Raw genomic sequence first — 21,065 nt, 5'->3', positions numbered from 1 at the left:
ATCACCCGGCTCCAGCACGCACGGTGGCACCGCCCCTACCGCCTGCCCGCAGTTTGGTGCGTGCTTCGTCAGACGACCGGCCATCGTGATCAGTCGTCCAGCACGGCCAAGGCGTCGATCTCGACGAGCAGTCCCGGCGGGAGCTGCATGTGGACGGTGGTGCGGGCTGGGAAGGGCCCGCCGCCTCAACGACGGCGGTGACGTTGCTCAGGGCTTGCGTGTCCTGTTCGGCGACCGTGGTGCGGATGACCTCGCCGGTGTCCTGGGCGAGGGGAGCTGCCCGGAGACCTGCTGGGACGGTGCCCTTGCGGATGCCCTGGGACAGCGGGGCCGACGGGAGGGCGCGTTGTCGGTGGAAATGACGGTTCTGGCCATGGTGTTTCCTTGAAGGGTGCGGTCAGCTGGTTGGGGATCAGGTCCAGGCCTGCCGTTCCTGGCCGCGGGGGTCGTCGACCTGGGTCCACTCGGCGTCGATGCGCATGGTGGCGCGGCGGCCGGTGTCGTACGGGTCCCAGCCGGGCTCGCCGGTCCGGGCGAACCGGATCCAGGTCTTGTGGACGCGGGTCGCGAGGTCAGCGGGGGCCTGGCCGGGGCCGAGCAGGGCGTTGGGGCCGCTGAGTTCGGCCCGGTCGGTGAGGTCGAAGACGAAGGGCAGTTCGACCCCGTGGGCGGCGCCGAGTTCTCCGCCCAGGGCGCGCGAGCGCCAGGCGAACTCGTAGGCGTAGGTGGCGGACGGCGAACGGGCGGCATGGGCGTCGGCCAGAGCGCGGCTGCCCACTCCGAACAGGGCGTCGGCCATGATGGCGGAGCGCAGTTCGGCGAAGGACGCCCCAGGGCGTGAGGCGCGGTAGGTCTCGACGAGCCGCGCGGGGTCGGGGTGCGAGCGTGCGGCGGTCTCGTCGACGTCGGCGGCGGTCGAGGTGGCGTACTTGCCCACCGGGACCAGGTAGAGGTTCCCCTCTTCGGTGTTGGTGCCGACGAGCAGGTCGACGTCGGCGTCGCCGCCGGCGGCGACGGATACGGCGGGCTGGGTGTCCAGGACCAGGCTGAAGGGGCTGAGGCCGATCAGCGGATCGCCGTGGGTACCGGTCCGCAGATCGATGCCCGTGAGCTTGCCGGCCGCCTCGACGAGCCGCTCGTCGGGGATGCAGGCGAAGGCGTCGGCCAAGGGCTCGATGCCCAGGGTATCGCCCGCGGCCTTGGTGACGCGGGCAGCCTGCTCGGGCGTGAACGCGCCCAGGCCGCTGCCGCTCTGCACGATCGCGCGACGGAACAGCCCGGCGGCATCGGGGGTGGCGAGGATGCCGCCGACGACGGTCGCCCCGGCCGACTGGCCGAAGAGGGTGACGTTGTGCGGGTCGCCGCCGAAGGCGGCGACGTTCTCCCGCACCCAGCGCAGTGCGGCGACGACGTCGAGCAGGCCGCGATTGGCGGGTGCCCCGGGGAGGTCGAGGAACCCGGCGATGCCGAGCCGGTAGTTGAGGGTGACGAGGACGACGCCGTCGCGGGCGAAGGCGGAGCCGTCGTACAGGGTGGCCCGCGTCGATCCGGCGACGAAGCCGCCGCCGTGGACGAAGACCATGACCGGCAGGTCGCCGGCCCCGGTGGCGGGCGTGAAGACGTTCACGGTGAGGTAGTCATCGCCGCGGCTCCAGCCGGTGCCGAAGTAGGGGGTCATGTCGATGTCGCCGAGCCTGCGTTCCGCCTGCGGGGCGGTGGGTCCGGGCAGGGTGGCGTCCCGTACGCCCTGCCACGGTTCGTGCGGGCGCGGCGGGGCGAACCGGTCGGCGCCGCGGGGCGGGGCGGCGTACGGAATGTTCTGGAAGGTGAGGGTGCGGCCCCGGCGCAGGCCGCGAACGGTGCCCTGCGCGGTGGTCACGACGGGGGCGGGGTGCTGGCTCATCTCGTGTGTCCTTCTCGCCTTTCCTGCCGCTGGCCTCAGACCTGCTCGGTGTACGGGGAGAAGGGCGCCCAGCCCTTGACAGCGAACCTGCCGCCCGCACGAACGACTTCGGCGGCACTGTGGCCGCCGAGGTGTGCGGGGAAGACGAGTGCGTGGCTGTCGGCCGCCGAGCCCAGGAGCTTGTGGCGAGTAGCGCGTGCTTCGGCGGGGTCCTCGCAGAAGCAGCTGTTGGCGTCGGGCTCGTGGATCTGGATCGGGCTGTGTATCAGGTCGCCGACGAACAGCGCGCGGTCAGAGCCGGACTCCAGCCGCAGCACCGATGAGCCGGGGGTGTGGCCGGGTGCGAGGTCGAGGCGCAGGTTGGAGTCGATGCGGTGGCTGTCCTCCCACAGCCGGGTGAGGCCGGCCTCGCGCACGGGGGCGACGCTGTCTTCGAAGACGTTCTGGTTGCCGCGGCCGAGCAGGGTCTTGTTCTCGTTGGCGGGGTTCCAGTAGTCGAAGTCGGCCTTCGCCATGAGGTAGGTGGCGTTGGGGAACGTCGGTACCCAGGTCCGGCCGTCGAGGTAGGTGTTCCAGCCGACGTGGTCGATGTGCAGGTGGGTGTTGATCACGATGTCGACGTCCTCGGGGCGCACCCCGGCGCGGGCGAGATTGCCCAGGAAGTCGGTGTCCAGGCGGCTCCACACCGGCGCGTACGGCCGGTCCTTGTAGTTGCCGACGCCGGTGTCGACCAGGATGGTTCTGCCCTCGCTGCGCAGGACCCAGGTCTGGATCGCGGTGTTGACGATGCGGGTCTCGGCGTCCAGGAAGTCCGGAACCAGCCAGGAACGGTGCGTGTCCCACGCCTGGGCCGGGCTGTCCGGGACGAAGGCCTCGGGTGTCATGCCGACGGGGCCGTAGTACTCCCGGACTCGCGTCACGGTGACGTCGCCCAGGGTGATGGTGTCCACGATTCTCTCCAGTTCGATCGATTGCGCGTGCTCAGGCCGCAGGCGCGGGCTGTACACGGGTGAGCAGCCGCTCATGACAGGTACGGGGCGCTGCGCCCCCGCCGGGCCGTGCACCGGTGACGCCGTGACTGCGGGTCGCGGCGTCACCGGTGCGGGGCGGTCCCGCAGCCGAGGCTGGTTGCGGGCATCGGACCGTGGGGGTCCTCGCCGGTGGAAACGGGCCGTCCGGTACGCGTCCGTTCGTGGACGACTCCGCTCAGCCATGGTGCGTCTTGCCGGGCGCGGCGCGGTATGCGTCACGTGACTGCACCTGGGCAGAGCCGTCCATGCGCCGATGCGGACGCAAGGCGAGAACCGGGGGAGCCGTGCGCGGTCCGGGTCTGGGCGAGCCCGGGAACAGCTGCGGTTCGTCACCGGCCGGCACAACCTCGTTCAGGAGCCGACTGCCCGTCTCCCGGCCTGGGCAGCGAGGAGACCTCGCCGCCTGCGGACGGCGCCATGGTGTCGTCGGCGGCCGGTGCGGGCGAGGCCGAGGCTTGAGGGAGTCCGGTCGAGGTGAGGTCGAGGCGGTCGATGTGGAGCAGTAGGCGCCGTTGCGGCGACGGTCCTTGGGGCGTGCCGACTGGCGTCCAGCAAATCCAGCAGGTGGCGGGCGCGAGCACGACGGCCGCGCTGGCAATTGAGCGGGTGGGTGAGGGGCAGATGCGCCTTGCGGAAGGACGCCAGTGCCTGGTCTAGGTCACGGGCCGGGGCCGCGCGTATCAGGCCCGTCGTGGTGTCGGTGCTCAGGCTCCGCGTCGTGATCATCGGGCAAGTTGCGCCCTTCGCATGCCCTGCCGCAGACGATCGACAAGTCCTGGCTTTCACGCCCAGGTGCGAAGGCGCCCGCCTTGGGACAGTCCTCGACCTGCGAACAGGCACTCTCGCAGCGGCGGACGCAGCCTTCTCACCTCTGGGTGCCGGTGCCTGACAGGGTGCCTTCGATCACATCGCGGAGTTGCGACCGGGCGGTGATGCCCAGTTTGGGAAACACCCGGTAGAGGTGGGAGCCAACCGTGCGGGGCGAAAGAAAGAGATTCTCTCCGATCTCGCGGTTCGTCAGGCCGCGGGCGGCGAGTTGAACGATCTGTTGCTGCTGAGGGCTCAGTTGGGTGAGGGCGCTGGGCGCTACGCTGCTGGCGGCGTTGATGCCGGCAGCTCGGAGTTCTGCCTTCGCCCGCTCGATCCAGGGCCGCGCGCCGAGTCGTCGGAAGGTGTCGAGTGCCGCGATCAGCAGCGGGCGGGCCTCAGCGATGCGACGTTGTCTTCTGAGCCATTCGCCGTAGTCCAGCCGAGTCTGTGCCCGCTCGAACGGCCACTGCTCGCCCGTGTCGTCCGCCAGCGCGGCCTGGAAGTACTGTTCTGCGTGCTCCGGCTCGGCGAGCAGAGCGCGGCCTCGGTCGAGCAGTGCGCTGAGCCGTGCCGAAACGCCTGTACCCAGGCGCCGCGCCGATCGCTCCAGCAGTTCGGCGGCGTCCTCCCGCCGACCTCGGCGGACGGCCGCCGAGGCGAGCTCGGCCAGGACGGTGTAGGAGACATGGTAGTGAACCGGACCGCCGTCGTCGGTGAAGGCGGAGCGGAACTGCGCATACGCGGTGTCGTAGTCGCCCTCGGCCACTGCCGCCAGGCCCAGGGCCCGGCGTGCGAAGACCGCGACGGAGCGGCTCTCCAGCGGGTCGACGAGGACCAACGCCCGCTCGGCACCCCGTCGCGCGTCGACCGTCTCGCCGAGCAGCGCGAGCACCGTCGCGTCGAGCGCATGCGCACACGCCTCGGCGTGGTCCAGCCCTGCCACTGACGCCACCGCCGAGATCTCAGCGGCCACCGAACGGGCCTCAGCCCACCGGCCCAGCTCCAGATAGGCCCAGCCGAAGGCACATCCCAGACCGTCCGGCAGCGAGCCACGGGCCTGCCACCGGTCGAACGCCTCGTCGAAGGTTCTGGCAGCCAGGGCGGTCTGGTCCAAGATCCACGCCACGATGGCGAGCGCGGTCAGACTGTCGGCGTCGTCCTTGGCCTCAGCGATCAGTCCGGGCAGCGCCGGGACGAGGGAGGCCCCCGCACCGTAGGGGTCGGAGACCGCCGGCACCCAGGCGCGCAGGGCACCCCTGACGGTGGCGTCCGGCACACTGGTGAACAGGCTTTTGATTTGTTGTTGCTGGGACTCATCGCCCGAGTAGTAGCGGACCACCGCCGCCGCGGCGAGCGCCTCCAGCAGGCGGGGCGACCGGGTCTCCACGGCTTCCTCGGCGATACGCGTCAGCAGGGCGAAGCCCGCCGCATGGTTCCGACGCAGGGTCATGAGCTGTCCGGTGGCCAGCGACGCCCTGCTGATCAATGCCGGATCATCACTGTGCCCCCGGACCTCAGCGGCCAGGCGGTCCACCCAGCCGAGCTGACCGGTGAAGACGGCCATGGCGGCGGCCTCGGTCAGCAGCTGAGCCCGGTCCCCGCGGCTCGGGCTCAGCTCCGCGGCGCGTTCCAAGGCGGCGGCAGCGGCCGCGTAGCCGCCCCGGCGCCGGGCCCGATCGGCCGTCTGCCGCAGGGCGTCCGACACGTCCTCGTCGGGGCGTGCGGTCGCGGCGGCGAGGTGCCAGGCGCGGCGGTCAGGCTCCTCGCTCAGCAGCTCGGCGAGAGCGAGGTGCGCTTGCCTGCGTTCCTCGAAGGGCGCTGCATGGTAGACGGCCGAGCGGATGAGCGGGTGGCGAAAAGAGATCCGGAAGCCGTCTCGGCGTACGAGACCGGCCCGCTCCGCGGGTGCCCACGTCTTGTCGTCGGCCTGGGGGAGTCCCCGATAGGCAGTCGGTGCGTCCGTCGCATCAGCAGCCGCGAGCAGTAGGAGGGGTCGGCGAGCTACTTCTGGCAGGAGCCGTGCGTGCTGCGCGAAGATCCGTTCCAATCGGTCGGTGACGGGCAGCGGGCCTTCCACGCTGCCGCCATCGAGCTGCCGGGTGGCGGTGGCGCGGGCCAGTTCGATCAGGGCGAGCGGATTTCCGGCCGCCTCCTGCAAGATTCGCATCCGGGTTCGACCAACGGGGGGTGTCGGTTGTTGGTCGAGCAACCGGTTCGCGGCCTCACCGCTCAACGGACCGATGTCGAGACGGTCGTATCCCTTGTCGAGCCCGGGCAGCACGGCCGCGGCGCGCACACCTACCAGCAGCGTGACGGGCTCGCTGTCCATGCGCCGGGCCACGAAGGAGAGAACGTCCAACGATGCGCGGTCGATCCACTGGGCATCATCGATCACCACGAGCAGTGGCGCCGGTTCCGCCAGGTCCGACACCAAGGTGAGAACCGCGAGACCGACGAGCATGCGATCAGGGACCTCGGTGCGTTCGCCCAGACCCAGGGCCGCCCGGAGCGCGGAGTGCTGCCGCGGTGGCAGGCTGTCCAGTTCGCCGAGCACCGAGCGGAGCATCTGATGAAGGCCCGCGAACCCAAGGTGCGCCTCGGACTCGCTGCCGACCGCTCGCAGTACCCGGCCGCCCTCACGCCGCGCGCGGTCGGCCGCGAAGTCGAGCAGTACGCTCTTGCCGGCACCGGGTTCGCCCGTGAGGATCAACACCTCGCCGTGACACCGGTCAGTGGCGACGCGCCGCATGACTTCTGCGGTCTCGGTTTCCCGACCCACCACCGTCAGGTCAAGACCGCGTGTGGAGCCCTGGTTCCCTTGCGTCATTCCACCATTTTTCACGACTGCGCCGGGAGTTGAGACTGGTCCGATAGTAAGAGGCTTCAACCTACAGTCTCGATGTACGAGGACCTGGGCGTCCAGCAGGGTCCCAACAGCACGCTCGTGTCCTACCTCAACAAGCTGACCTGGCTGCTGACCGGGAACCTCGCCAGGCCCGGCGCCATGCGCACGGATGCCAGGAGGCCTGGTTCCCTGCGACGTCATCACCGAGGAGATCCTCATCGACCATCCCGACCGGTTCCGCGCGATAGTCATCGATTCGTCCAACCCCGCGCACTCCTGGCCGACTCCGCCGCCTTCGCGAGGGCGCTTGCCGCGCTCGAACCTGGTCGTCTTCATCGGCATCGCCCTGACCGAGCACCTTCCACCTGCGCCCCGGGTCCTCGACCCGCTGCCCGGCAGCCTGCCCGAACCCGAGATCTACGCCCGCCTCGTCCGTGAACCGGACGCCGTCCCCCGCGGCAGGCTCACCGTGCTGCGCGCGGCGGCCCGCCTGGGCCGCCCCGTACAAGCCCGCCTTCGCCGCCATGGCCGTCCGCGACAAGTCCACCGTCGTCATGGCCCCGCACCTGCTGTACGAGGCCCTCGGCCCCACCCTCCCCGACGGGGCCCGCTCCGCCGGGGTGCTGTGGGCGCTCGCGCAGCGCGTCGCCAGGGAGTACGGCCGCGATGCGCCGGGCCGGACACGCGAGCGCCGACGCCTGGAACTTCGTCCCCCATTCCGTCCCGGCCGACCACACCACCGAGGACGGGCGCCGTGACTCGGCGAACGGCAACTGATCCTGCACTTACACGTCTGCTGGAGAGTCTTGTCGGTCCTTCTGCCGTCCGGCTTCCGGCTGTCCAGGAAGGGCGTTCTCAGGTTCGGATCGGAAGGCTCGGCGCGAGGCCGCTTGAGCAGGGATGCTGCGAGCCGTGCCGACCCCGCAGGCCGGCGGGGTCGGCACGGCTCGGGGGATCGGGGCGGCCCTGGCCGTAGGTCTGGCCGCGTTCGAGTCAGGCCGCGTCTGGCGATGTGTCGGTGTGGTCGGGTTTGCCGTCGCTGTCGTGACATGGCCGGCCCGTGATCTCCCTGACGGCGGCGACGAACTCGTTGTTGATGAGGGTGAGTGGTCCGGTGCTGATGGCTCCGGTCGCATCCCGGCGGATCTGGTCGATGACATGCTGCTGGTCGGAGACTTGCTGTTTGCGCGCGGCGACGCTTTCGCCGATGTCTTTGACCTGTCGCGCGATCTCCCCGAGTGTGGCCCTGTCTGCACTGCCGAACGGCATGGTCCCTCCATCCGGTCACAGATGATGACCTTGAATGGGTGAGGGAAGGGGGGCTTGTCGACAAGGATGCGTTCTGGCCAGGGGCCGCTGCTTGTTCAACGGCTGGTATTACTGGGGCATGCAGGAAGAGACGGCACGCTCCGCGATCGACATGTTCATCTCCGCGTTCAACACTTCGGACGACAGCTATGTGACTGCCCTGCTCTCCCAGGCCCTGACCTCAGACGTGGTCTTCTGGGGACCGTTGGGTCGCAGCGAAGGAATCGCGGCGGTCGAGCGGTTCGTGCTGGACATCCGGCGCCACCCGGCGGGGACCGGCACGATGGTGCGCTGCTCGGCGGTGGACATGCCTGACGAGTGGGCCCGGTACCAGTGGGTCTTCACCACGCCGGATGGAGGCCCCCGCCTGGCGGGAACGGACATCGTCCATCTGCGGCGGAGCCTCATCGACCAGGTCATCGTCTTTGCGGGGGAGATCGAGCCGTCCGCCTCCTGAGTGGTTCTCCTGGCGCTGTCCTTCTCGTGAACTTGTCCCTTTCGGTACTCCGGGGCTGCGGTTGGCGGTCGGTCAGGCTGCGCCGCTGAGACGGCGTCCGCCCCAGCGGATGCCATTCGCTGCGGATTCCGCGCATTCCTTGCGTTGAGCGGCGAGTACGTCGTTGGCCAGGGCGAAATCCCGCAGCGGGCGAAGTGGGCCTCGATCGGATCGGCCCAGGAAGCGCGGGTCGGGGTGAAGCGCAGCTCGACCTTCGGGAGCACGGTGCGGACGACCCACACCCTAGATGCGGTGCGGATCCACGTGCGTAGGGGCGGGGCGGGGAAGCGTTTCGGGAGCGGACGGCCGGGTCAGCCCGTCTTGACGGGGGTCAGGGTGAATCCGTCGTTGGGCTTGCCTGAGAGGAGGTCGGCCAGTCCGCCGCTGAGGGCGTACATCGTTCTGGTCAATCCCTCGGTCACATCGCTGGTGACTGGTTCCGTGACGGTGTCGGTGACCGTCACGGTTGCCGTCTGCCGGCCGTGATCGAGCCGTCGGCCAGGACGCAACCCGGCCGGTGGGGAAGGCCAGTGGCGCGGACAGGCTTCGCCTTCTGCGCGTCCTCGGAGTGCTGGACCGGCACCGGTGTCAGGGAGCCGTCAGCCATGGCGATGACCAACGGGTCGCCCTCCACGTACTCCACCGTGGCCATCCCCACGTCGTCCAGGAAGTCGGGGATGTCGAGGGTGTCCTGGAGCAGGCCGTCCCGGATGAAGACCGAGGCGTCGCCTTCGGGGTCGATGCGGAAGACGGCCAGGGTCAGCTCGTCGACGGCATACGCGGTGCCGTCGGGGGCCACCGTCACGTCGGAGATCAGGTGCTGCTTGCCGTCCAGGGTGAGTGCGGTCAGGTCGACGCACCAGTTCTGCTTCCCGGACTCCAGGTCGCAGCTGCCGACACCGGCGACTCGGAACGCGGTGCCTTGCGGGAGCGGTCGGCGGTGCCGTATTCGACGTTGCTGACCAGGACGCGGTCCCGTTCGCGGTCGACGTTGACGGCTTGGGCCGACACGATCTGCGGATCGTCGATGAAGGTGCGCACCTTTCCGTCCGTACTGACGACGGAGACCGTGCCGTGCTTCAGTGAACCGACCGACGTAGAACGACTTCGACGGTGCGTCGAAGTCCAGTGAGTGCGGGACGACGTTCGCACCGCCGGTCTTGACGACCGCTGGCGCCTGCTGCTTGTCCCACTCGCCCCGCTTGCTCTGCGCGGTGCTGGGCCGCTTGGAGCCGGAGCCCGGATCTCCGTTCGTCCGGTGAGCGCGGCGGGCCGCCGGTGCGGGCCGCCGCGCACTTCTTGGCCGGTTGTCAGTCGTCGAGCGCCTCCAGGACGTCGGCGAGGTCGACGAACTTGAAGCCGGTGGCCTCGCGGTCGCCGTCCTCCGGGGCCATGTGGCCGTCCTGGACGACGAGCAGGCCGTTCGGGTACCTGCTGCCGAGAGGCTCGGCGAGTACGTCCGCGCCGTCGCACTCCTCGGAGCCGTCCAGCGACTCGGAAGCGGCCCCCACCTGGAAGCCACCCTCGTACTCGTAGTCGTCGGAACGTTCGCGGTCGTAGGCGACGAAGGTGTCGTCGCCCTGGCTGGAGGCGAGCAGATAGCCGTCCCCGTCGTCCTGCTTCAGCAGGGTCAGGCCCTCGACGTCCGCCGACAGCCGGTCACCGCCGAAGCCGGAGTCGTCACCCACCACGCACTCGTCGGCCGCCTCGTCGTACGTGGCCGGCACGCCGTACTCGCGGACCTTGTCCTGCAGGACGGGAGCGCCCTTGAGATCGGCCGGCAGGCGCCAGATGCCCACGTCCTCCTGCCCGGCGAAGAGCGTGCCGGTCTTCGGGTCGACGACCATGCCCTCGACCTGGGGGCCTTCGCCGGGGTCGCTGCAGGGGGACCACTTCGAACCGTCGGGCATCGTGAAGGTGGCGGGCAGGTCCAAGGTGCGGACCTTCCGGTAGGACACCGTGCCGTCTGCCGTCGTGAACAGCTCCAGCAGCGCGATGCGGGTGGTCGCGTTCTGGCTGACGAGAGCGTAGGACTTGCCGGTCGCGGAGTCGGTGTACGTGGCCAGACCGTAGGCGGTGCTCTCCTCGTTGACCTCCTCCTGCGAGCCGGAGAAGATCCACGGCGCCGAGAGGTCCGTGACGTCGGTGAGGGGGGCGTCGGGCTGGTCTCCGGCGATGCGGTAGACGCGCAGCTTGTCGCTGCCGCGGTCGCTGACGACCGCCAGGTCCGTGGCGCCGGAACCCAGGGACGTGCCGTGCACCAGGTCGACGTTGTTGAAGCGGCCGGGAGCGTCGTCTGCTCCGGGCGCCGCGGGGGCGGGGACTGACTGCACCTGCCGGGCGTCGAGGTCGTAGACCCGCAGGCCGCCCTCCTTGGCCGTGGCGATGACGAGACTGGCGTCCGGGTCGGCGGGGTTGCGCCAGATCGCAGGGTCGTCCGCGTTCGCGTTGCCGCCCTCGTCGTCGTCGAACAACGCGGCGGTCTCGGCCCGGGGAACGACCTCGGGCGGTGCGGCCGCACCTGCCGGAGTGCCGGATGCCGCACCCGCCGCGATAGCGAGGGTTGCGGCCACCGCGACCGCACCGGAACGGCGTCTTGTGAACGCGCGCAAGAGGTTCTCCTCTCAGGGAGTGGACGGAACAACACCGCATGATCACAAGAGCACACGGAATGTGAGCGACATGTCGGCAACTCTCCGTCGACGGGCGGGCGTCTGACAGGTGAATGTCGGAGATGTCCGATTGGCCGGTGGTGGAGGCGCGGCTCCAGGAACGCGTCGACCACGGACCTGGCCACTGCGCGGGAGCCGATCCGACCGGCTGCCTCTTCCGTCGGCATCTCCGGCGCAAATCTCCCCGACAGCCAGGCACTTGAGCCGCTCGTGCGTGGGGCACCGCCGAAAGGCGACGCGCGAGCCGCCTCGGGACGGCCGGCAGGCAGCCGTGAAACTCAGCTTGCTGCCGCGATGGCCGGGCGGGCCGGTGTCACGGCCTCCAGCAGGCGAAGCGCCGGGTGGTCTTCCAACGGCTCGTCGGTCATGAACTCGTACCGTTGTTCCTCGCCTCCCCCCCCGTACCAGGGAGCCCCGTGTGACGTCCACAGCAGCCTCCGCCTCCCCTGCCGGCCGGTGGTCATCGGTACGCCTGTACCGTTCGCGCCTTGAACTGTTTGCGGACGCTGTACCGCCCCTCGGAGCGTGACCGCAGCCCGGAGCGTGACCGCACCCTGCATGACCTCACCCTCGCCGGGGTGGCTTGCTGACCGTTTGCTGCACGCTGTGCCGGCTGGTGCAGCAGGACCCTTGTGGGCAGTACACCCCATGCAGGGCCGTGGCGGGCCCGGCGGGCTGCTCGATTCCCCCCTCGCCCGGCCAGTCCTGTGGCCGGCCGGGGCCGCGAGGCGTCCACCGGGTTTGCTGCTCCGGCGGCAGATGCCGTCGCCGACTGCTTCGCCCGCAGTAGGCGTGAACCCTGCCGGCGGCGGATGGGCGCTCGCCCCCGCACCGGGAATTCTGGTCGGTACACCCAGAATCCGGCCGCACGAGGGGAGCAACGCATGCTGCTGATCGACGTGTACGTACCCAGGAACGCCCTGAGCGACGAGGGACGGCAGATGCTGGCCCAACGACTCATCGACACGCTCATGACCGAGGACGACAGCCACGCCGCCGAGGTCCTCGACGCCCAGCGCAGGCTCACGCAGGTGCTCGTGCACGAACCGGCAACCTGGGTCCTCGGCCGGCGCCCGAGGACGAACCCGGCGGACCCGCCCCGCTACCTGGTGCGGGTCACCGTCCCGGCGTCGTGGCGCAAGGAGATGAGCAGCTACACCGTGGAGATCGTCACCGGGGTCCTGGCGGAGACGGAGCGGGCCGCCGGCCGCGACCCCGACCGGGTACGGCGCGAACCCGACGCCGTGGTCCTGGTCGACGGCATCTCCGAAGGCGGCATCGGCATCCACGGCAGGGCCGTGAGCAGCCTGGACCTCTTGGAGCTCATCTCCCGCCCCTACCGTGACACCGCCCCGCCCGGAGACGGCGCCCCAGCCCGCTCGGCGCCCCCGGCTACCCGCGGCCGGCTCATCGACCCGGTGTGCGGGATGAGCGTCGACCTCGCCGACTCCCCGCCCACGCTGGTGTACGAGGGCGTCCTGTACGGCTTCTGCCACGGTCTGTGCCGACGGTCCTTCGCCGACGAACACGGGCTGCACGGACAGTACGGCACTGCCTCCCAGCGGACGGAGGACCCTGCCTGAGCCGGAGAGAGCACGGCGAGGACAAGCGGGTGCCGAAGTTGCCCGGCGGGCTGCGGCGCCCGAGCGGGCGAGTCCGAACGAGATGATCGCTCTTGGTTCCCGCCGAGTGGTCGGCCGACCGATGACCGTTGTCCCGCTCGAGGCCCTCGCCGCCAACGCCCTCTGGAAGGGGCCCGGCGGTGCTCGGTGGATCCGCGTGCCTGCCGACCTCTCCGGCTTCCACCAGCAGCCTCGGGTCTGCCGGTGCCGTGCCCGGCCTTGTACCGGGAAGCCGGTGCCCGCCACGGACAGATCGATGACAGTACGCCATGGGTCAGTGATTCCCGATCAGGTTTGTCTAGGACGTCGGTAGCGGACTGTGACCGTGCTATGCCGTTGCAAGGCCGCGTTGAGGCGGCTCGGCGGCGAAGGTCCGCTGGTCGCGTAGGAGGGCCCACAAGACGTCGAGGCGGCGCCGGGCTCGACCAGGAGCTTGGGGGTCCAGCTGTTGACGAAGTAGAAGCCGAACATGATCGTGATGAAGACGAGCCAGAGCAGGATCGTCGGGGTCAGCAACTGTTTGAGCCATCCCGAGCCGGCCCGTTCGGGGCCCAGCCGGGTGGCGGCCGCCTGGTCGAGGTCGGCGTCCGTGACGGACTCCGCATCCGGGCCAGTGTCCGGTTGATCCGCTCCAGCGCGTGGCTTGGACGGCGCTGCTCGAGGAAGGCGACCGACTCGGGCAGGATGAGGGCGATGACGATCAGGGCGAGCAGGGTCCCGACACCGCCGGCGTAGAAGACGATCCGCCAGTCGCCGCCCACGGTGGCCTTGGCGACCAGGCTCGCGGCGGTGGCCCCGACCCCGTATCCGGCGGTGCAGATGCCGATGGCCAGACCGCGGTTCCTGGCGTTCGAGAACTCACTGGCGATCACGTTGGTGCTGGCCAGGATGGCTCCGACACCGATGCCGGTGACAAGGCGGAAGGCGCCCATCACGGTCGCCGACGGTGCCGCCGCCGCGCCGAACATGCCGATCGTGCCGAGGGCGAGGCTGATCATCGCGAAGCCGTCGGGCCCGGGCGGTGCGGTGCTCGTCCTCGGCGCCGGCGTCGTGCTCGTCGCCCACCGCCGCAAGACGGGCGCCGAGGCCTGACCGATCCGGCGAGATACGACCGGAGCCCCTTTGTCTGTAGCTCACGGGCACAGGCTCTTGCGCGCCCATGGATCCGTGGACGCCTACGGCTTGGCGGCGTACAGAACGTTGAACGGGTCCTCCGCCGTGGACCGGACCACGCTGCTGAAACCCGCCTCGGCGCACAGCCCGCGTACGACCGCCTCGGGCATCCCGCACGTTCCGAGGCCGGCTCCGCCGTTCGAGAGGGACGTGGTCATGCAGTAGAAGACGCTGAGTCCGTAGAACATCGATGCAACAGGACCCACATTGTCCTGAGGGCGGTCGTGGCAGTTGATCTCGAGCATCAGGTAGTCGCCGTCATCCTTGACCGCGGCCCTGACAGCGGCAAGGAGTCGCTTCGGTTCCGCCGAGTCGTGAATGACGTCGAAGGTGGTGACGAGGTCGTAGCGCTCGGGTAGTCCCTTGGTGGCATCGACCGTCTCGAAGTTCACGCGGTCGGCGACACCGGCCTCGGCCGCATTCGTCCGGGCACGTTCCACCTGCGCCGGGAAGTTGTCGAACCCCGTGAAACGCGAACGGGGGAACGCCTTGGCGAGCACGATCAGGGCACGGCCCGCACCGCACCCCACGTCCGCAACGTCGATTCCCCGTTCCAGCCTCTCGACGATGTGCGGAAAGGTGCCGAGCCAGTCGGCGACCATCACGCTTTCGAACCAGCTGCCCGTGAAACGGCTCATGCCGTCCCACAGGATGTCCGGATATTCGCTCTGCCGTACGCCTCCTCCATTCCGGAACGCCTCGGTCAGTCGTTCGTACGGTGCCAGGGCGGCGGGCATCATCTGGTAGACGCCGCCGAGGAACATGGGCCCTGACTCGTCGGCCAGGGCGGGGGCGTGCTCGGCGGGGAGGGTGAAGCGCCCGGACTCCGGTTCTTCCAGATACCCCGCGGCGGTGAGGCCTCGCAGCCACTCGCGTACGTATCGTTCATTCAGGTCGAGACGGTCCGCGAGCTCCTGGCTGCCTGCGGGGCCGTTTGCTGCGAGATCCTTGAACAGGTCCAGCCGGTCGCCCAGATGGCACAAACCGGTGGTCAAGGCCCCGCTGAGGTCTCCGAGCGCCTTCTCCATGAAGGCCTCGGCCTTCGCATCGTTCCATTCGCTCTGTGCCGTCACGATGCCCCTTCTGAAATGACCGCGACCGCGGAATGCGACCGGCCGGAAAAGCAAAGCACTGGGTCTCTCCCTTGGGATGCCGCCACAACGGGAGGAGACATCCGGGCCGGATCACCTCACCCGATTCGAGCAACGACGTGCAGGAACCCAAGGCTTGTCCGTGCCCAGCGATCCAGAGCGGTGTCCTGAGATCGCCAAGAGATACGCAGGCCGCAGGAAGGCCTTGGTCAGGTGGCTCGGCGCAGGGCTCCGGCGCGACCTGCGCTCAGCGCAGCGCGTGCGCTGCCCACAGGGACTAGTTGCTCGCAGGAGTACTCATGACCGCCGTTGATCCACGTGTGCAGGGGAGAGAGGCGTACGAGCGGCTGGCGTGGCGGGAAGCGTCTGAGCAGCTGTCGGCCGCCGAGCAGCAGGCCCCGCTGACGGCCGATGATCTGGTCCGGATGGCGCGCGGGCGGCATACCTGATCGGGTCCGTCGACGCTGCGACCGAGACTTGGAAGCGTGCCCACCACGCATTCCTGGCCCAGGGGGACGCGGCATCGGCCGTACGGTGTGCCTTCTGGACCGGGCTCACGCTCGTCCTCCACGGCGAGCGGACATGCGGCGGTGGATGGCTGGCACGGGCGCGGCACATGCTTGAGGACACGCCGCTGGACTGCGTGGAGCAGGGGTATCTGCGCATCCCTGCGCGCCCTTCGGACGCTGGATGTGGCGAGCCCGAGGCTGCCCGCCGCTTGTTCGCGGAGATCACCGAGATCGCCGACCGGTGCGACGACGCCGATCTCCGGGCGTTCGGGGGTTGGGGCAGGGCAAGGCGCTGGTCGCGCAGGGCCGGGCGGCGCAGGGCCTGACGATGCTGGACGAGACGATGGTGGCGGTGACAACCGGGCGGGTGTCGCCGATCGCCGCCGGAATCGTCTGCTGTGCCGTGATCCTCGCCTGCCGCGGGATCTTCGGCCTCCGCCGCATGCAGGAGCGGACGTTCGCGCTGAGCCGTTGGTGCGCCACGTAGCAGGACCTCAAGCCATATCGTGGCCAGTGCCTGGTGCACCTCGCCGCGGACCACGGCCTGCTGCTGAGTATCAAGGGCGGAGGCCACAACATCGCCGGAACGGCACTCGCCGACGGCGGGTTGACACTCGACATGTCGCGCATGCGCCGGGTCACCGTTGACCCGGCCGCCCGTCTCGCGCACGCCGGTTCGGGATGCCTGCTGCGGGACGTCGACCGGGCGACCCAGCAGTACGGCCTCGCGACGACGTTGGAGTCGGTGTCCAGTGCGAGGACGAGTCTTGTGCGGTGTTTTGATCCGGAGGTGGTGCGGAGGCTGAAGGCGGATGCGGATTGTGATGTGACGGTTGATGGTCCGACGCTGGCTGCGCAGGCGATTGAGGCGGGTTTGGTGGATGAGTATCACTTGTTTGTGACTACGACTGTGGTTGGTGGTGGCAGGCGGTTTTTTCCTGATGGGGTGCGGCTCGATCTTGAGTTGGTCGAGGAGCGGGTTTTCGGTAGTGGTGTGATGTACGTGCGTTACCGGACGCGCTGAGGTGTGGCGGCCGTCTTCGAGTGCCGGGCGGGCTGATCTTTGGGTTTGTCCGGTGTTTGAGGGCGTGTCCGTCGTGGAGTGTGTCCGGTACGTGCGTGTGCGTCTGGACGGGTACGTGCGTGTGCGTCTGGACGGGTACGTGCGTGTGCGCCTGGACGTGCGCGTGCGTGTGCGTCTGGACGTGCGCGTGTGCTTGGTCGTGTGCGTGGTGGGGGTGAAGGGTTGTCGGGGTGGCTGCCAGCGGGGGCGGGGGCTGCCGGGCCTGCTGCGGGTCGTGGTCCGGCGGGGGGCGGGGGTTCGGCAGGGTGTTATGTGGGTTCGAGTGTCCATGTCGAGCGTGTGAGTACTTGTGTGATCATGGCGGGTACTGCCACGCCCGGGAGCAGGTAGCGCCACATGCGTTCCACCAGGACCGGGAGGTCGTTGCGGCGTGTGGTGGCGGCGGCGTACATCTGTATGCCGGTGCATGCCTCGAGGATGAATTCGGCCAGTTCCCGGGGCTCGACGCCGGGCTGGAGTTCGCCTGCGCGCTGTGCCTCCTCCAGGTCGTTTTCGAGGATCGACACCCAGGTTTCGTACGGTGAGCCGACATGGGCCTGGTAGGTGCCCCGTTCGCTGGTGAGGCGGACCCCGGCGCGCAGCAGGGGGTCGGTCTGGAGCTGGTGGGCCCAGACGATGGTGGCGTCGACCACGCGCTGCAGGCGCTGTGACTCCAGGCGCGGCAGGACGGTGCGTGACTGGGCCTCCATCACGGCGTCGGCCAGTGCTTCCTTCGATTTGAAGTGGAAGTAGACCGCGCCCGGAGTGGTCCCGCACCGCTCCACGATCTTGGCGATGCTCGATCCGCTGTAGCCGAGCTCGTCGAAGACCTGGGCCGCGGCCTGCACGATGGACTCCCGGGTCCGCAGTGCCCGGGGCTGCTTCACTCTGCGCGTTGCCACGGTACCTCCGTAAAAAACCAAACACTCACTATCTTCCCCCGAGGGGGGTGCGGGCAAATCCTGGGGGCCGCATGCCGTTGTGGTGTGCCTGCTGGTGCGGTGTGGAGCGGATGCTGTCCTCGCGGATCGTGCCTGGTCGGCGGGGGGGAGCATAGGGATCATGGCCAAGACCCTCGACAGAGAAACAGAACGCCCCTTATTTTTACGTGGCCCGCACCTCGTGCCCTTTTGGGCTTCCTCTCTTCTGGGAGTGATCATGCTCAGATCCGCCGAACGCGCCGGCGAGGCTCCACCCGCGGTCCTGACCTCTACCGTTCCCAGGGAGTACGTGCACCGCGCCGCGGTCTCCGAGGTGTTCTTAACCGGTTGGCAGCGAACCGGGGCCGACGATTTCACCGTCAGTGCCCAGTGGCCGCGCAGTCACAGTTTCTACCGGACCAGCCGCACCCGGTACGATCCGCTGCTGCTGTGCGAGACGGTCCGGCAGGCGCCCGCGCTGCTGATGCACGCCGCTTATCTCGTCCCGTTCGGTCACCAGATGATCTGGACGCGTTTCCGGTTCACCGCCGATCCGCGCGCTCTGCGCATCGAACGCCGGCCTGCGGAGCTGCAGTTGTACGTCACCTGCTCCCGGATGCGGCGGATACGGGGTGTGCCGGCCGCCGTCACCATGGAGTTCCAGGTCATGCGCGGCTCCGAGCCGCTCGGGTCCGCCGTCACCAGCTTCACCTGCCACTCTCCGGCCGTCTACCGCCGGATGCGCGGGGAGCGGGGTGATGCGGCCCGGGTGTTCGGCGAGGTGTCCGAGCCCGCGCCGCCGCTGCCGCCGGGTGAGGTGGGGCGTCTGATTCCGGAGGACGTGGTCCTGTCCCCGTCCGTCCCTGCGGGCCGGCCCGGGGGGTGGACGCTGCGCGTGGACACCAGCCACCCGGTCCTGTTCGATCATCCCGTCGACCACGTGCCCGGCATGCTGCTGCTGGAGGCGGTGCGGCAGGCGACGCACGCACTCGGCTCCCGCAGTGACATGGGCATGCCCATCGTGATGGATGTCGAGTTCCACCGCTACGTGGAGTTCGACTCTCCCTGCACCATCACGGCGGAGCCGCAGCCGTCCCGCGCCGCAGACTCCCGGCGCACGGTTTGTATCAAGGGCGTGCAGGGCGAGGCGACTGCCTTCACCGCGAGGGCGGAAGTGCGCGGCGGTCATTGAGACAGCGACGGGCCGGCGGCCCGTTTTCCCGCGGTGCCGCGTCGGGACCGGCATCTGTGCACTTCTGGGACGGAGGAGAGATCATGCGGCTGAACCATCTGCGGGCGGCGGCGGTCAACATCGACGGGGTGCTCCTGAACGACACGTTCAGCCCCGTGATCCACGACTTCGTGGTCAGCCGCGGCGGCGCGTACACCCAGGCCGTCGAGCAGAGCGTCTTCTCGCGGAGCCCCGGGACGGCGGCCCGGGCGCTGGCCCGCGCGGCCGGTGTCGCCATGGAGCCCGACGAGGTGCTCCGGGCCTACTTCGCCGCACGCGAGGAGTACCTCGCCGGCCACCCGGTCCGGCAACTGCCCGGCGGCCGCGGCCTCCTGGTCCGGCTGCGTGCGCTGGGGCTGGAGACGGTCTGCTACGGCGGTCTGGGCCGGGACCACTTCCTGCGGCACCTCGGCGACTGCGCGGACCTGTTCTCCGCCGGCTACGTGTGCACGGCCGATGTCCGGCCCGGCCTGCGCGAGATCACCACGGACACCTTCGGCCTGCGCTTCGACCAGGTGCTGTTCATCGACGACGTCGCGGAGGTGGCCGCGGAGGCCGGGCGGCTCGGCACGGCCTTCATCGGGTATCCCGGCGACTTCGCCCACGGGTTCCAGCGCCGGCTGATGGCGGCGGCCGGTGTCCGGCACCTGGTCGACCGGCTGGAGGACATCGACGAGGCCCTGCTGCAGCACATCGACGCGCAGAGCGCAGCACTCGTGCGGGGGTGAGCCCGCACACGGCACCTGGGGGGGAGCACGGTGGCAGCGATCGGGGAAGGCCGCGCAGACACGGGGCTGGTCGGGGGGAAGGTGGTCATGATCACGGGGGCGTCGAGCGGTATCGGCGCCGCCGCGGCCCGTCTGTTCGCGGCCGAGGGCGCGGCGGTGGTGCTGATGGCGCGGCGCGAGGAGGCACTGCGGTGTGTGGCCGAGGACATCACCGGGGCCGGCGGCGCCGCGGTGTGCGTACCGGGCGACGTCGTCCGGCCGGAGGACGCCGGGCGGGCGGTGCAGGCGGCCCTGACCGCCTTCGGCCGGCTGGACTGCGCCTTCAACAACGCCGGATGGGGGACGGCGGGCCAGCGGCTGCACGAGGTCGAGGACGCGGTCTACGACCAGGTCATGGACGTCAACGTGCGGGGCGTGTGGAACTGCATGCGCGCCCAGCTGCCCTTCATGCTCGTCACCGGCGCCGGCGTCGTCGTGAACACGGCGAGCGTCGCCGGGGTCCGGGCGACCCGCGCCTCGGCGCCGTACGTCGCGGCCAAGCACGCCGTGCTCGGCCTGACCCGGGCGGCGGCGGCCGACTACGGACAGCAGGGCGTACGGGTGAACGCCCTGGTGGTCGGCAGCACCCGCACGGAACTCCTGGAGCACGCCACGGAGATCGCCCCCGGCGGGATGGCTCCCGGTGGCGGGGTGGCTCCCGGTGGCGGGGTGGCCCACAGGCGCATGGCGTCGCCCGAGGAGATCGCCGAGGCGGCGGTCTGGCTCTGCAGCGACCGTTCCTCGTTCGTCACCGGAGCGGCGCTCGCCGTGGACGGAGGACGAACGGCCCAGTGAGAGCCGCAGCCCGCGTCCCGGGCCCCGCCGTTCATGCCTGCCCGCCGGACAGGGCCCCGGACGGGGCCCCGTCCGGGGGTCCGGACGGGGGCCTGGACGGGGCCCGGGTGACAACGGCTGCCGCCGAAGACGCCGTCGCGTCCGCGCTCGCGCCCGGCAGCGGGAGTGCCGCAGCGCTGGTTGACGGTGCGATGCCCTCCAGCACCAGGCGCCAGCTGTGCCGGAGCCGGTCGACGGCACTCTCGCCGGGCGGCGCCGCCTCGGCGTTGCGCAGGTTCACCTCGCAGCCCCCGATCAGCAGGCGGATGAGCCCGGTCAGGTCGTCCGGCAGCGTATGCCCGCTCAGCTGACCGCTCGCATGCGCCTGGCCGGCCAGGCTGGTGACCAGCGGCAGCCACACCTCGGCCCACCCGGTGGAGCTGTGCCGCTCGCGGGACAGGCGCACCGCGCACCGTACGAGTACCTCCTCCTCGATCAGCCGGGTGAGCTCCAGGGTCAGCGCGATCGTGCGCTGGAGCGCCGGGGCCGGCTGGCCGGCGACGTGCTCGACCACCGTCCTCGCCGTGGCCCACGCCTCTTCCGCGACGGCATCGGCGAGCTGGGCCTTGTTCGGGAAGTGGAAGGTCAGCGCTCCCATCGAGATCTCCGCGGCACCGGCGATCTGAGCCAGCGTCGTGCCGTGGTAGCCGTCCCGGTTGAATTCCACGGCGGCCGCGTCGATCAGCGTCCTGCGCGTACGCACCGCACGGTCTTGCCTGGTCATGTCCTCCCTGGCTTCCTGTTGACAGTCGCATCAACACAAAGCGTTGCCTCCGCGGCGCAGCGCGGC

At 70.0% G+C, this 21,065-nt stretch carries 21 protein-coding genes; 9 read left to right on the top strand and 12 right to left on the bottom strand.

Annotated elements, in window-relative coordinates; translation table 11 throughout:
- Nucleotides 1–412: 412 nt before the first annotated feature.
- From AMK11_RS22990 to AMK11_RS22980, 3 genes are all read right to left on the bottom strand, one after another.
- Entirely contained in the window at nucleotides 413–1,903 is a 1,491-nt protein-coding gene (locus tag AMK11_RS22990; protein ID WP_073729922.1) for a carboxylesterase/lipase family protein, read from the bottom strand.
- A 35-nt stretch (nucleotides 1,904–1,938) separates the two neighbouring features.
- Nucleotides 1,939–2,853: an MBL fold metallo-hydrolase gene (locus AMK11_RS22985; RefSeq protein WP_073729921.1), complete on the bottom strand. Its 915-nt coding sequence runs from the start codon at nucleotides 2,851–2,853 to the stop codon at nucleotides 1,939–1,941.
- 946 nt (nucleotides 2,854–3,799) lie between these two features.
- Nucleotides 3,800–6,571: a helix-turn-helix transcriptional regulator gene (locus AMK11_RS22980; protein ID WP_073729920.1), complete on the bottom strand. Its 2,772-nt coding sequence runs from the start codon at nucleotides 6,569–6,571 to the stop codon at nucleotides 3,800–3,802.
- A 452-nt stretch (nucleotides 6,572–7,023) separates the two neighbouring features.
- Between AMK11_RS22980 and AMK11_RS38000 the strand changes: the two genes are divergently transcribed.
- The gene (locus AMK11_RS38000) at nucleotides 7,024–7,347 is read left to right on the top strand and encodes a hypothetical protein (protein ID WP_158070993.1); all 324 of its coding nucleotides are present in this window, start codon (nucleotides 7,024–7,026) and stop codon (nucleotides 7,345–7,347) included.
- 235 nt (nucleotides 7,348–7,582) lie between these two features.
- Here AMK11_RS38000 and AMK11_RS22975 read toward each other — a convergent pair whose 3' ends face one another.
- Nucleotides 7,583–7,858 (bottom strand): hypothetical protein, encoded by a 276-nt coding sequence (locus AMK11_RS22975; RefSeq protein ID WP_073729919.1) that lies wholly within the window; start codon nucleotides 7,856–7,858, stop codon nucleotides 7,583–7,585.
- 118 nt (nucleotides 7,859–7,976) lie between these two features.
- On the opposite strand from AMK11_RS22975, the gene AMK11_RS22970 reads away from it, so the two are divergent.
- Complete coding sequence (locus AMK11_RS22970; RefSeq protein ID WP_073730309.1) at nucleotides 7,977–8,354, top strand: hypothetical protein; 378 nt, start codon at nucleotides 7,977–7,979, stop codon at nucleotides 8,352–8,354.
- 350 nt (nucleotides 8,355–8,704) lie between these two features.
- Here AMK11_RS22970 and AMK11_RS37995 read toward each other — a convergent pair whose 3' ends face one another.
- The 4 genes from AMK11_RS37995 to AMK11_RS22955 form a co-directional block, all read right to left on the bottom strand.
- Nucleotides 8,705–8,857 carry a hypothetical protein gene (locus AMK11_RS37995; RefSeq protein WP_158070992.1) on the bottom strand — a complete coding sequence of 51 codons (153 nt, stop codon included), beginning with the start codon at nucleotides 8,855–8,857 and terminating at the stop codon, nucleotides 8,705–8,707.
- On the bottom strand, nucleotides 8,854–9,198 hold the full coding sequence (locus tag AMK11_RS22965; RefSeq protein ID WP_073729918.1) for a hypothetical protein: 345 nt from the start codon (nucleotides 9,196–9,198) through the stop codon (nucleotides 8,854–8,856). Before AMK11_RS22965 ends, AMK11_RS37995 begins: the two co-directional genes overlap by 4 nt.
- Before the next feature lie 41 nt (nucleotides 9,199–9,239).
- Nucleotides 9,240–9,434, bottom strand: a complete 195-nt coding sequence (locus AMK11_RS22960; RefSeq protein ID WP_073729917.1) for a hypothetical protein — start codon at nucleotides 9,432–9,434, stop codon at nucleotides 9,240–9,242.
- 269 nt (nucleotides 9,435–9,703) lie between these two features.
- Nucleotides 9,704–11,005 (bottom strand): phytase, encoded by a 1,302-nt coding sequence (locus AMK11_RS22955; protein ID WP_073729916.1) that lies wholly within the window; start codon nucleotides 11,003–11,005, stop codon nucleotides 9,704–9,706.
- A 944-nt stretch (nucleotides 11,006–11,949) separates the two neighbouring features.
- On the opposite strand from AMK11_RS22955, the gene AMK11_RS22945 reads away from it, so the two are divergent.
- Nucleotides 11,950–12,648, top strand: coding sequence for a YHS domain-containing protein (locus tag AMK11_RS22945; protein ID WP_073729914.1), 699 nt, complete (start codon nucleotides 11,950–11,952; stop codon nucleotides 12,646–12,648).
- A 548-nt stretch (nucleotides 12,649–13,196) separates the two neighbouring features.
- Here AMK11_RS22945 and AMK11_RS22940 read toward each other — a convergent pair.
- Together AMK11_RS22940 and AMK11_RS22935 are read right to left on the bottom strand one after the other, a co-directional pair.
- Nucleotides 13,197–13,685, bottom strand: coding sequence for an MFS transporter (locus tag AMK11_RS22940; protein ID WP_198941440.1), 489 nt, complete (start codon nucleotides 13,683–13,685; stop codon nucleotides 13,197–13,199).
- A gap of 177 nt (nucleotides 13,686–13,862) precedes the next feature.
- A complete protein-coding gene (locus AMK11_RS22935; RefSeq protein ID WP_079187635.1) occupies nucleotides 13,863–14,933 on the bottom strand; it encodes a methyltransferase domain-containing protein in 1,071 nt (356 codons plus the stop codon).
- 317 nt (nucleotides 14,934–15,250) lie between these two features.
- Here AMK11_RS22935 and AMK11_RS37990 point away from each other — a divergent pair, with 317 nt between their 5' ends.
- The 3 genes from AMK11_RS37990 to AMK11_RS22925 all read left to right on the top strand — a co-directional run bounded on the left by AMK11_RS37990 (nucleotide 15,251) and on the right by AMK11_RS22925 (nucleotide 16,484).
- Nucleotides 15,251–15,400, top strand: a complete 150-nt coding sequence (locus AMK11_RS37990) for a hypothetical protein (RefSeq protein WP_158070991.1) — start codon at nucleotides 15,251–15,253, stop codon at nucleotides 15,398–15,400.
- A gap of 334 nt (nucleotides 15,401–15,734) precedes the next feature.
- Nucleotides 15,735–15,947 (top strand): hypothetical protein, encoded by a 213-nt coding sequence (locus AMK11_RS22930; RefSeq protein ID WP_073729913.1) that lies wholly within the window; start codon nucleotides 15,735–15,737, stop codon nucleotides 15,945–15,947.
- 33 nt (nucleotides 15,948–15,980) lie between these two features.
- Entirely contained in the window at nucleotides 15,981–16,484 is a 504-nt protein-coding gene (locus tag AMK11_RS22925) for an FAD-binding protein (protein ID WP_241847046.1), read from the top strand.
- Between the two features lie 308 nt (nucleotides 16,485–16,792).
- On the opposite strand, the gene AMK11_RS22920 is transcribed toward AMK11_RS22925, so the two are convergent.
- Nucleotides 16,793–17,425 (bottom strand): ScbR family autoregulator-binding transcription factor, encoded by a 633-nt coding sequence (locus tag AMK11_RS22920; protein WP_241847045.1) that lies wholly within the window; start codon nucleotides 17,423–17,425, stop codon nucleotides 16,793–16,795.
- A 160-nt stretch (nucleotides 17,426–17,585) separates the two neighbouring features.
- Between AMK11_RS22920 and AMK11_RS22915 the strand changes: the two genes are divergently transcribed.
- The 3 genes from AMK11_RS22915 (at nucleotide 17,586) to AMK11_RS22905 (ending at nucleotide 20,236) form a co-directional block, all read left to right on the top strand.
- Nucleotides 17,586–18,635 carry a ScbA/BarX family gamma-butyrolactone biosynthesis protein gene (locus tag AMK11_RS22915; RefSeq protein ID WP_241847044.1) on the top strand — a complete coding sequence of 350 codons (1,050 nt, stop codon included), beginning with the start codon at nucleotides 17,586–17,588 and terminating at the stop codon, nucleotides 18,633–18,635.
- A gap of 83 nt (nucleotides 18,636–18,718) precedes the next feature.
- Nucleotides 18,719–19,402: a haloacid dehalogenase-like hydrolase gene (locus AMK11_RS22910; protein WP_073729911.1), complete on the top strand. Its 684-nt coding sequence runs from the start codon at nucleotides 18,719–18,721 to the stop codon at nucleotides 19,400–19,402.
- A gap of 87 nt (nucleotides 19,403–19,489) precedes the next feature.
- Complete coding sequence (locus AMK11_RS22905; RefSeq protein ID WP_073729910.1) at nucleotides 19,490–20,236, top strand: SDR family NAD(P)-dependent oxidoreductase; 747 nt, start codon at nucleotides 19,490–19,492, stop codon at nucleotides 20,234–20,236.
- A 31-nt stretch (nucleotides 20,237–20,267) separates the two neighbouring features.
- On the opposite strand, the gene AMK11_RS22900 is transcribed toward AMK11_RS22905, so the two are convergent.
- Nucleotides 20,268–20,999 carry a TetR/AcrR family transcriptional regulator gene (locus tag AMK11_RS22900; RefSeq protein ID WP_079187633.1) on the bottom strand — a complete coding sequence of 244 codons (732 nt, stop codon included), beginning with the start codon at nucleotides 20,997–20,999 and terminating at the stop codon, nucleotides 20,268–20,270.
- Between the last annotated feature and the right edge of the window lie 66 nt (nucleotides 21,000–21,065).

It is taken from the genome of Streptomyces sp. CB02414 (genome assembly GCF_001905385.1).
Lineage (GTDB): Bacteria > Actinomycetota > Actinomycetes > Streptomycetales > Streptomycetaceae > Streptomyces.
The sequence above is the reverse complement of the archived record's forward strand: the minus strand, read 5'-3'. Positions and strand labels throughout refer to the sequence as shown.

Coding starts and splice junctions, on each gene's coding strand:
- AMK11_RS22905 (WP_073729910.1), top strand. CDS start 19,490: ATGATCACGGGGGCGTCGAGCGGTATCGGCGCCGCCGCGGCCCGTCTG.
- AMK11_RS22980 (WP_073729920.1), bottom strand. CDS start 6,571: ATGACGCAAGGGAACCAGGGCTCCACACGCGGTCTTGACCTGACGGTG.
- AMK11_RS22900 (WP_079187633.1), bottom strand. CDS start 20,999: ATGACCAGGCAAGACCGTGCGGTGCGTACGCGCAGGACGCTGATCGAC.
- AMK11_RS37990 (WP_158070991.1), top strand. CDS start 15,251: ATGACCGCCGTTGATCCACGTGTGCAGGGGAGAGAGGCGTACGAGCGG.
- AMK11_RS22990 (WP_073729922.1), bottom strand. CDS start 1,903: ATGAGCCAGCACCCCGCCCCCGTCGTGACCACCGCGCAGGGCACCGTT.
- AMK11_RS22940 (WP_198941440.1), bottom strand. CDS start 13,685: ATGATCAGCCTCGCCCTCGGCACGATCGGCATGTTCGGCGCGGCGGCG.
- AMK11_RS22975 (WP_073729919.1), bottom strand. CDS start 7,858: ATGCCGTTCGGCAGTGCAGACAGGGCCACACTCGGGGAGATCGCGCGA.
- AMK11_RS22915 (WP_241847044.1), top strand. CDS start 17,586: ATGGCCAAGACCCTCGACAGAGAAACAGAACGCCCCTTATTTTTACGT.
- AMK11_RS22945 (WP_073729914.1), top strand. CDS start 11,950: ATGCTGCTGATCGACGTGTACGTACCCAGGAACGCCCTGAGCGACGAG.
- AMK11_RS22910 (WP_073729911.1), top strand. CDS start 18,719: ATGCGGCTGAACCATCTGCGGGCGGCGGCGGTCAACATCGACGGGGTG.
- AMK11_RS22970 (WP_073730309.1), top strand. CDS start 7,977: ATGCAGGAAGAGACGGCACGCTCCGCGATCGACATGTTCATCTCCGCG.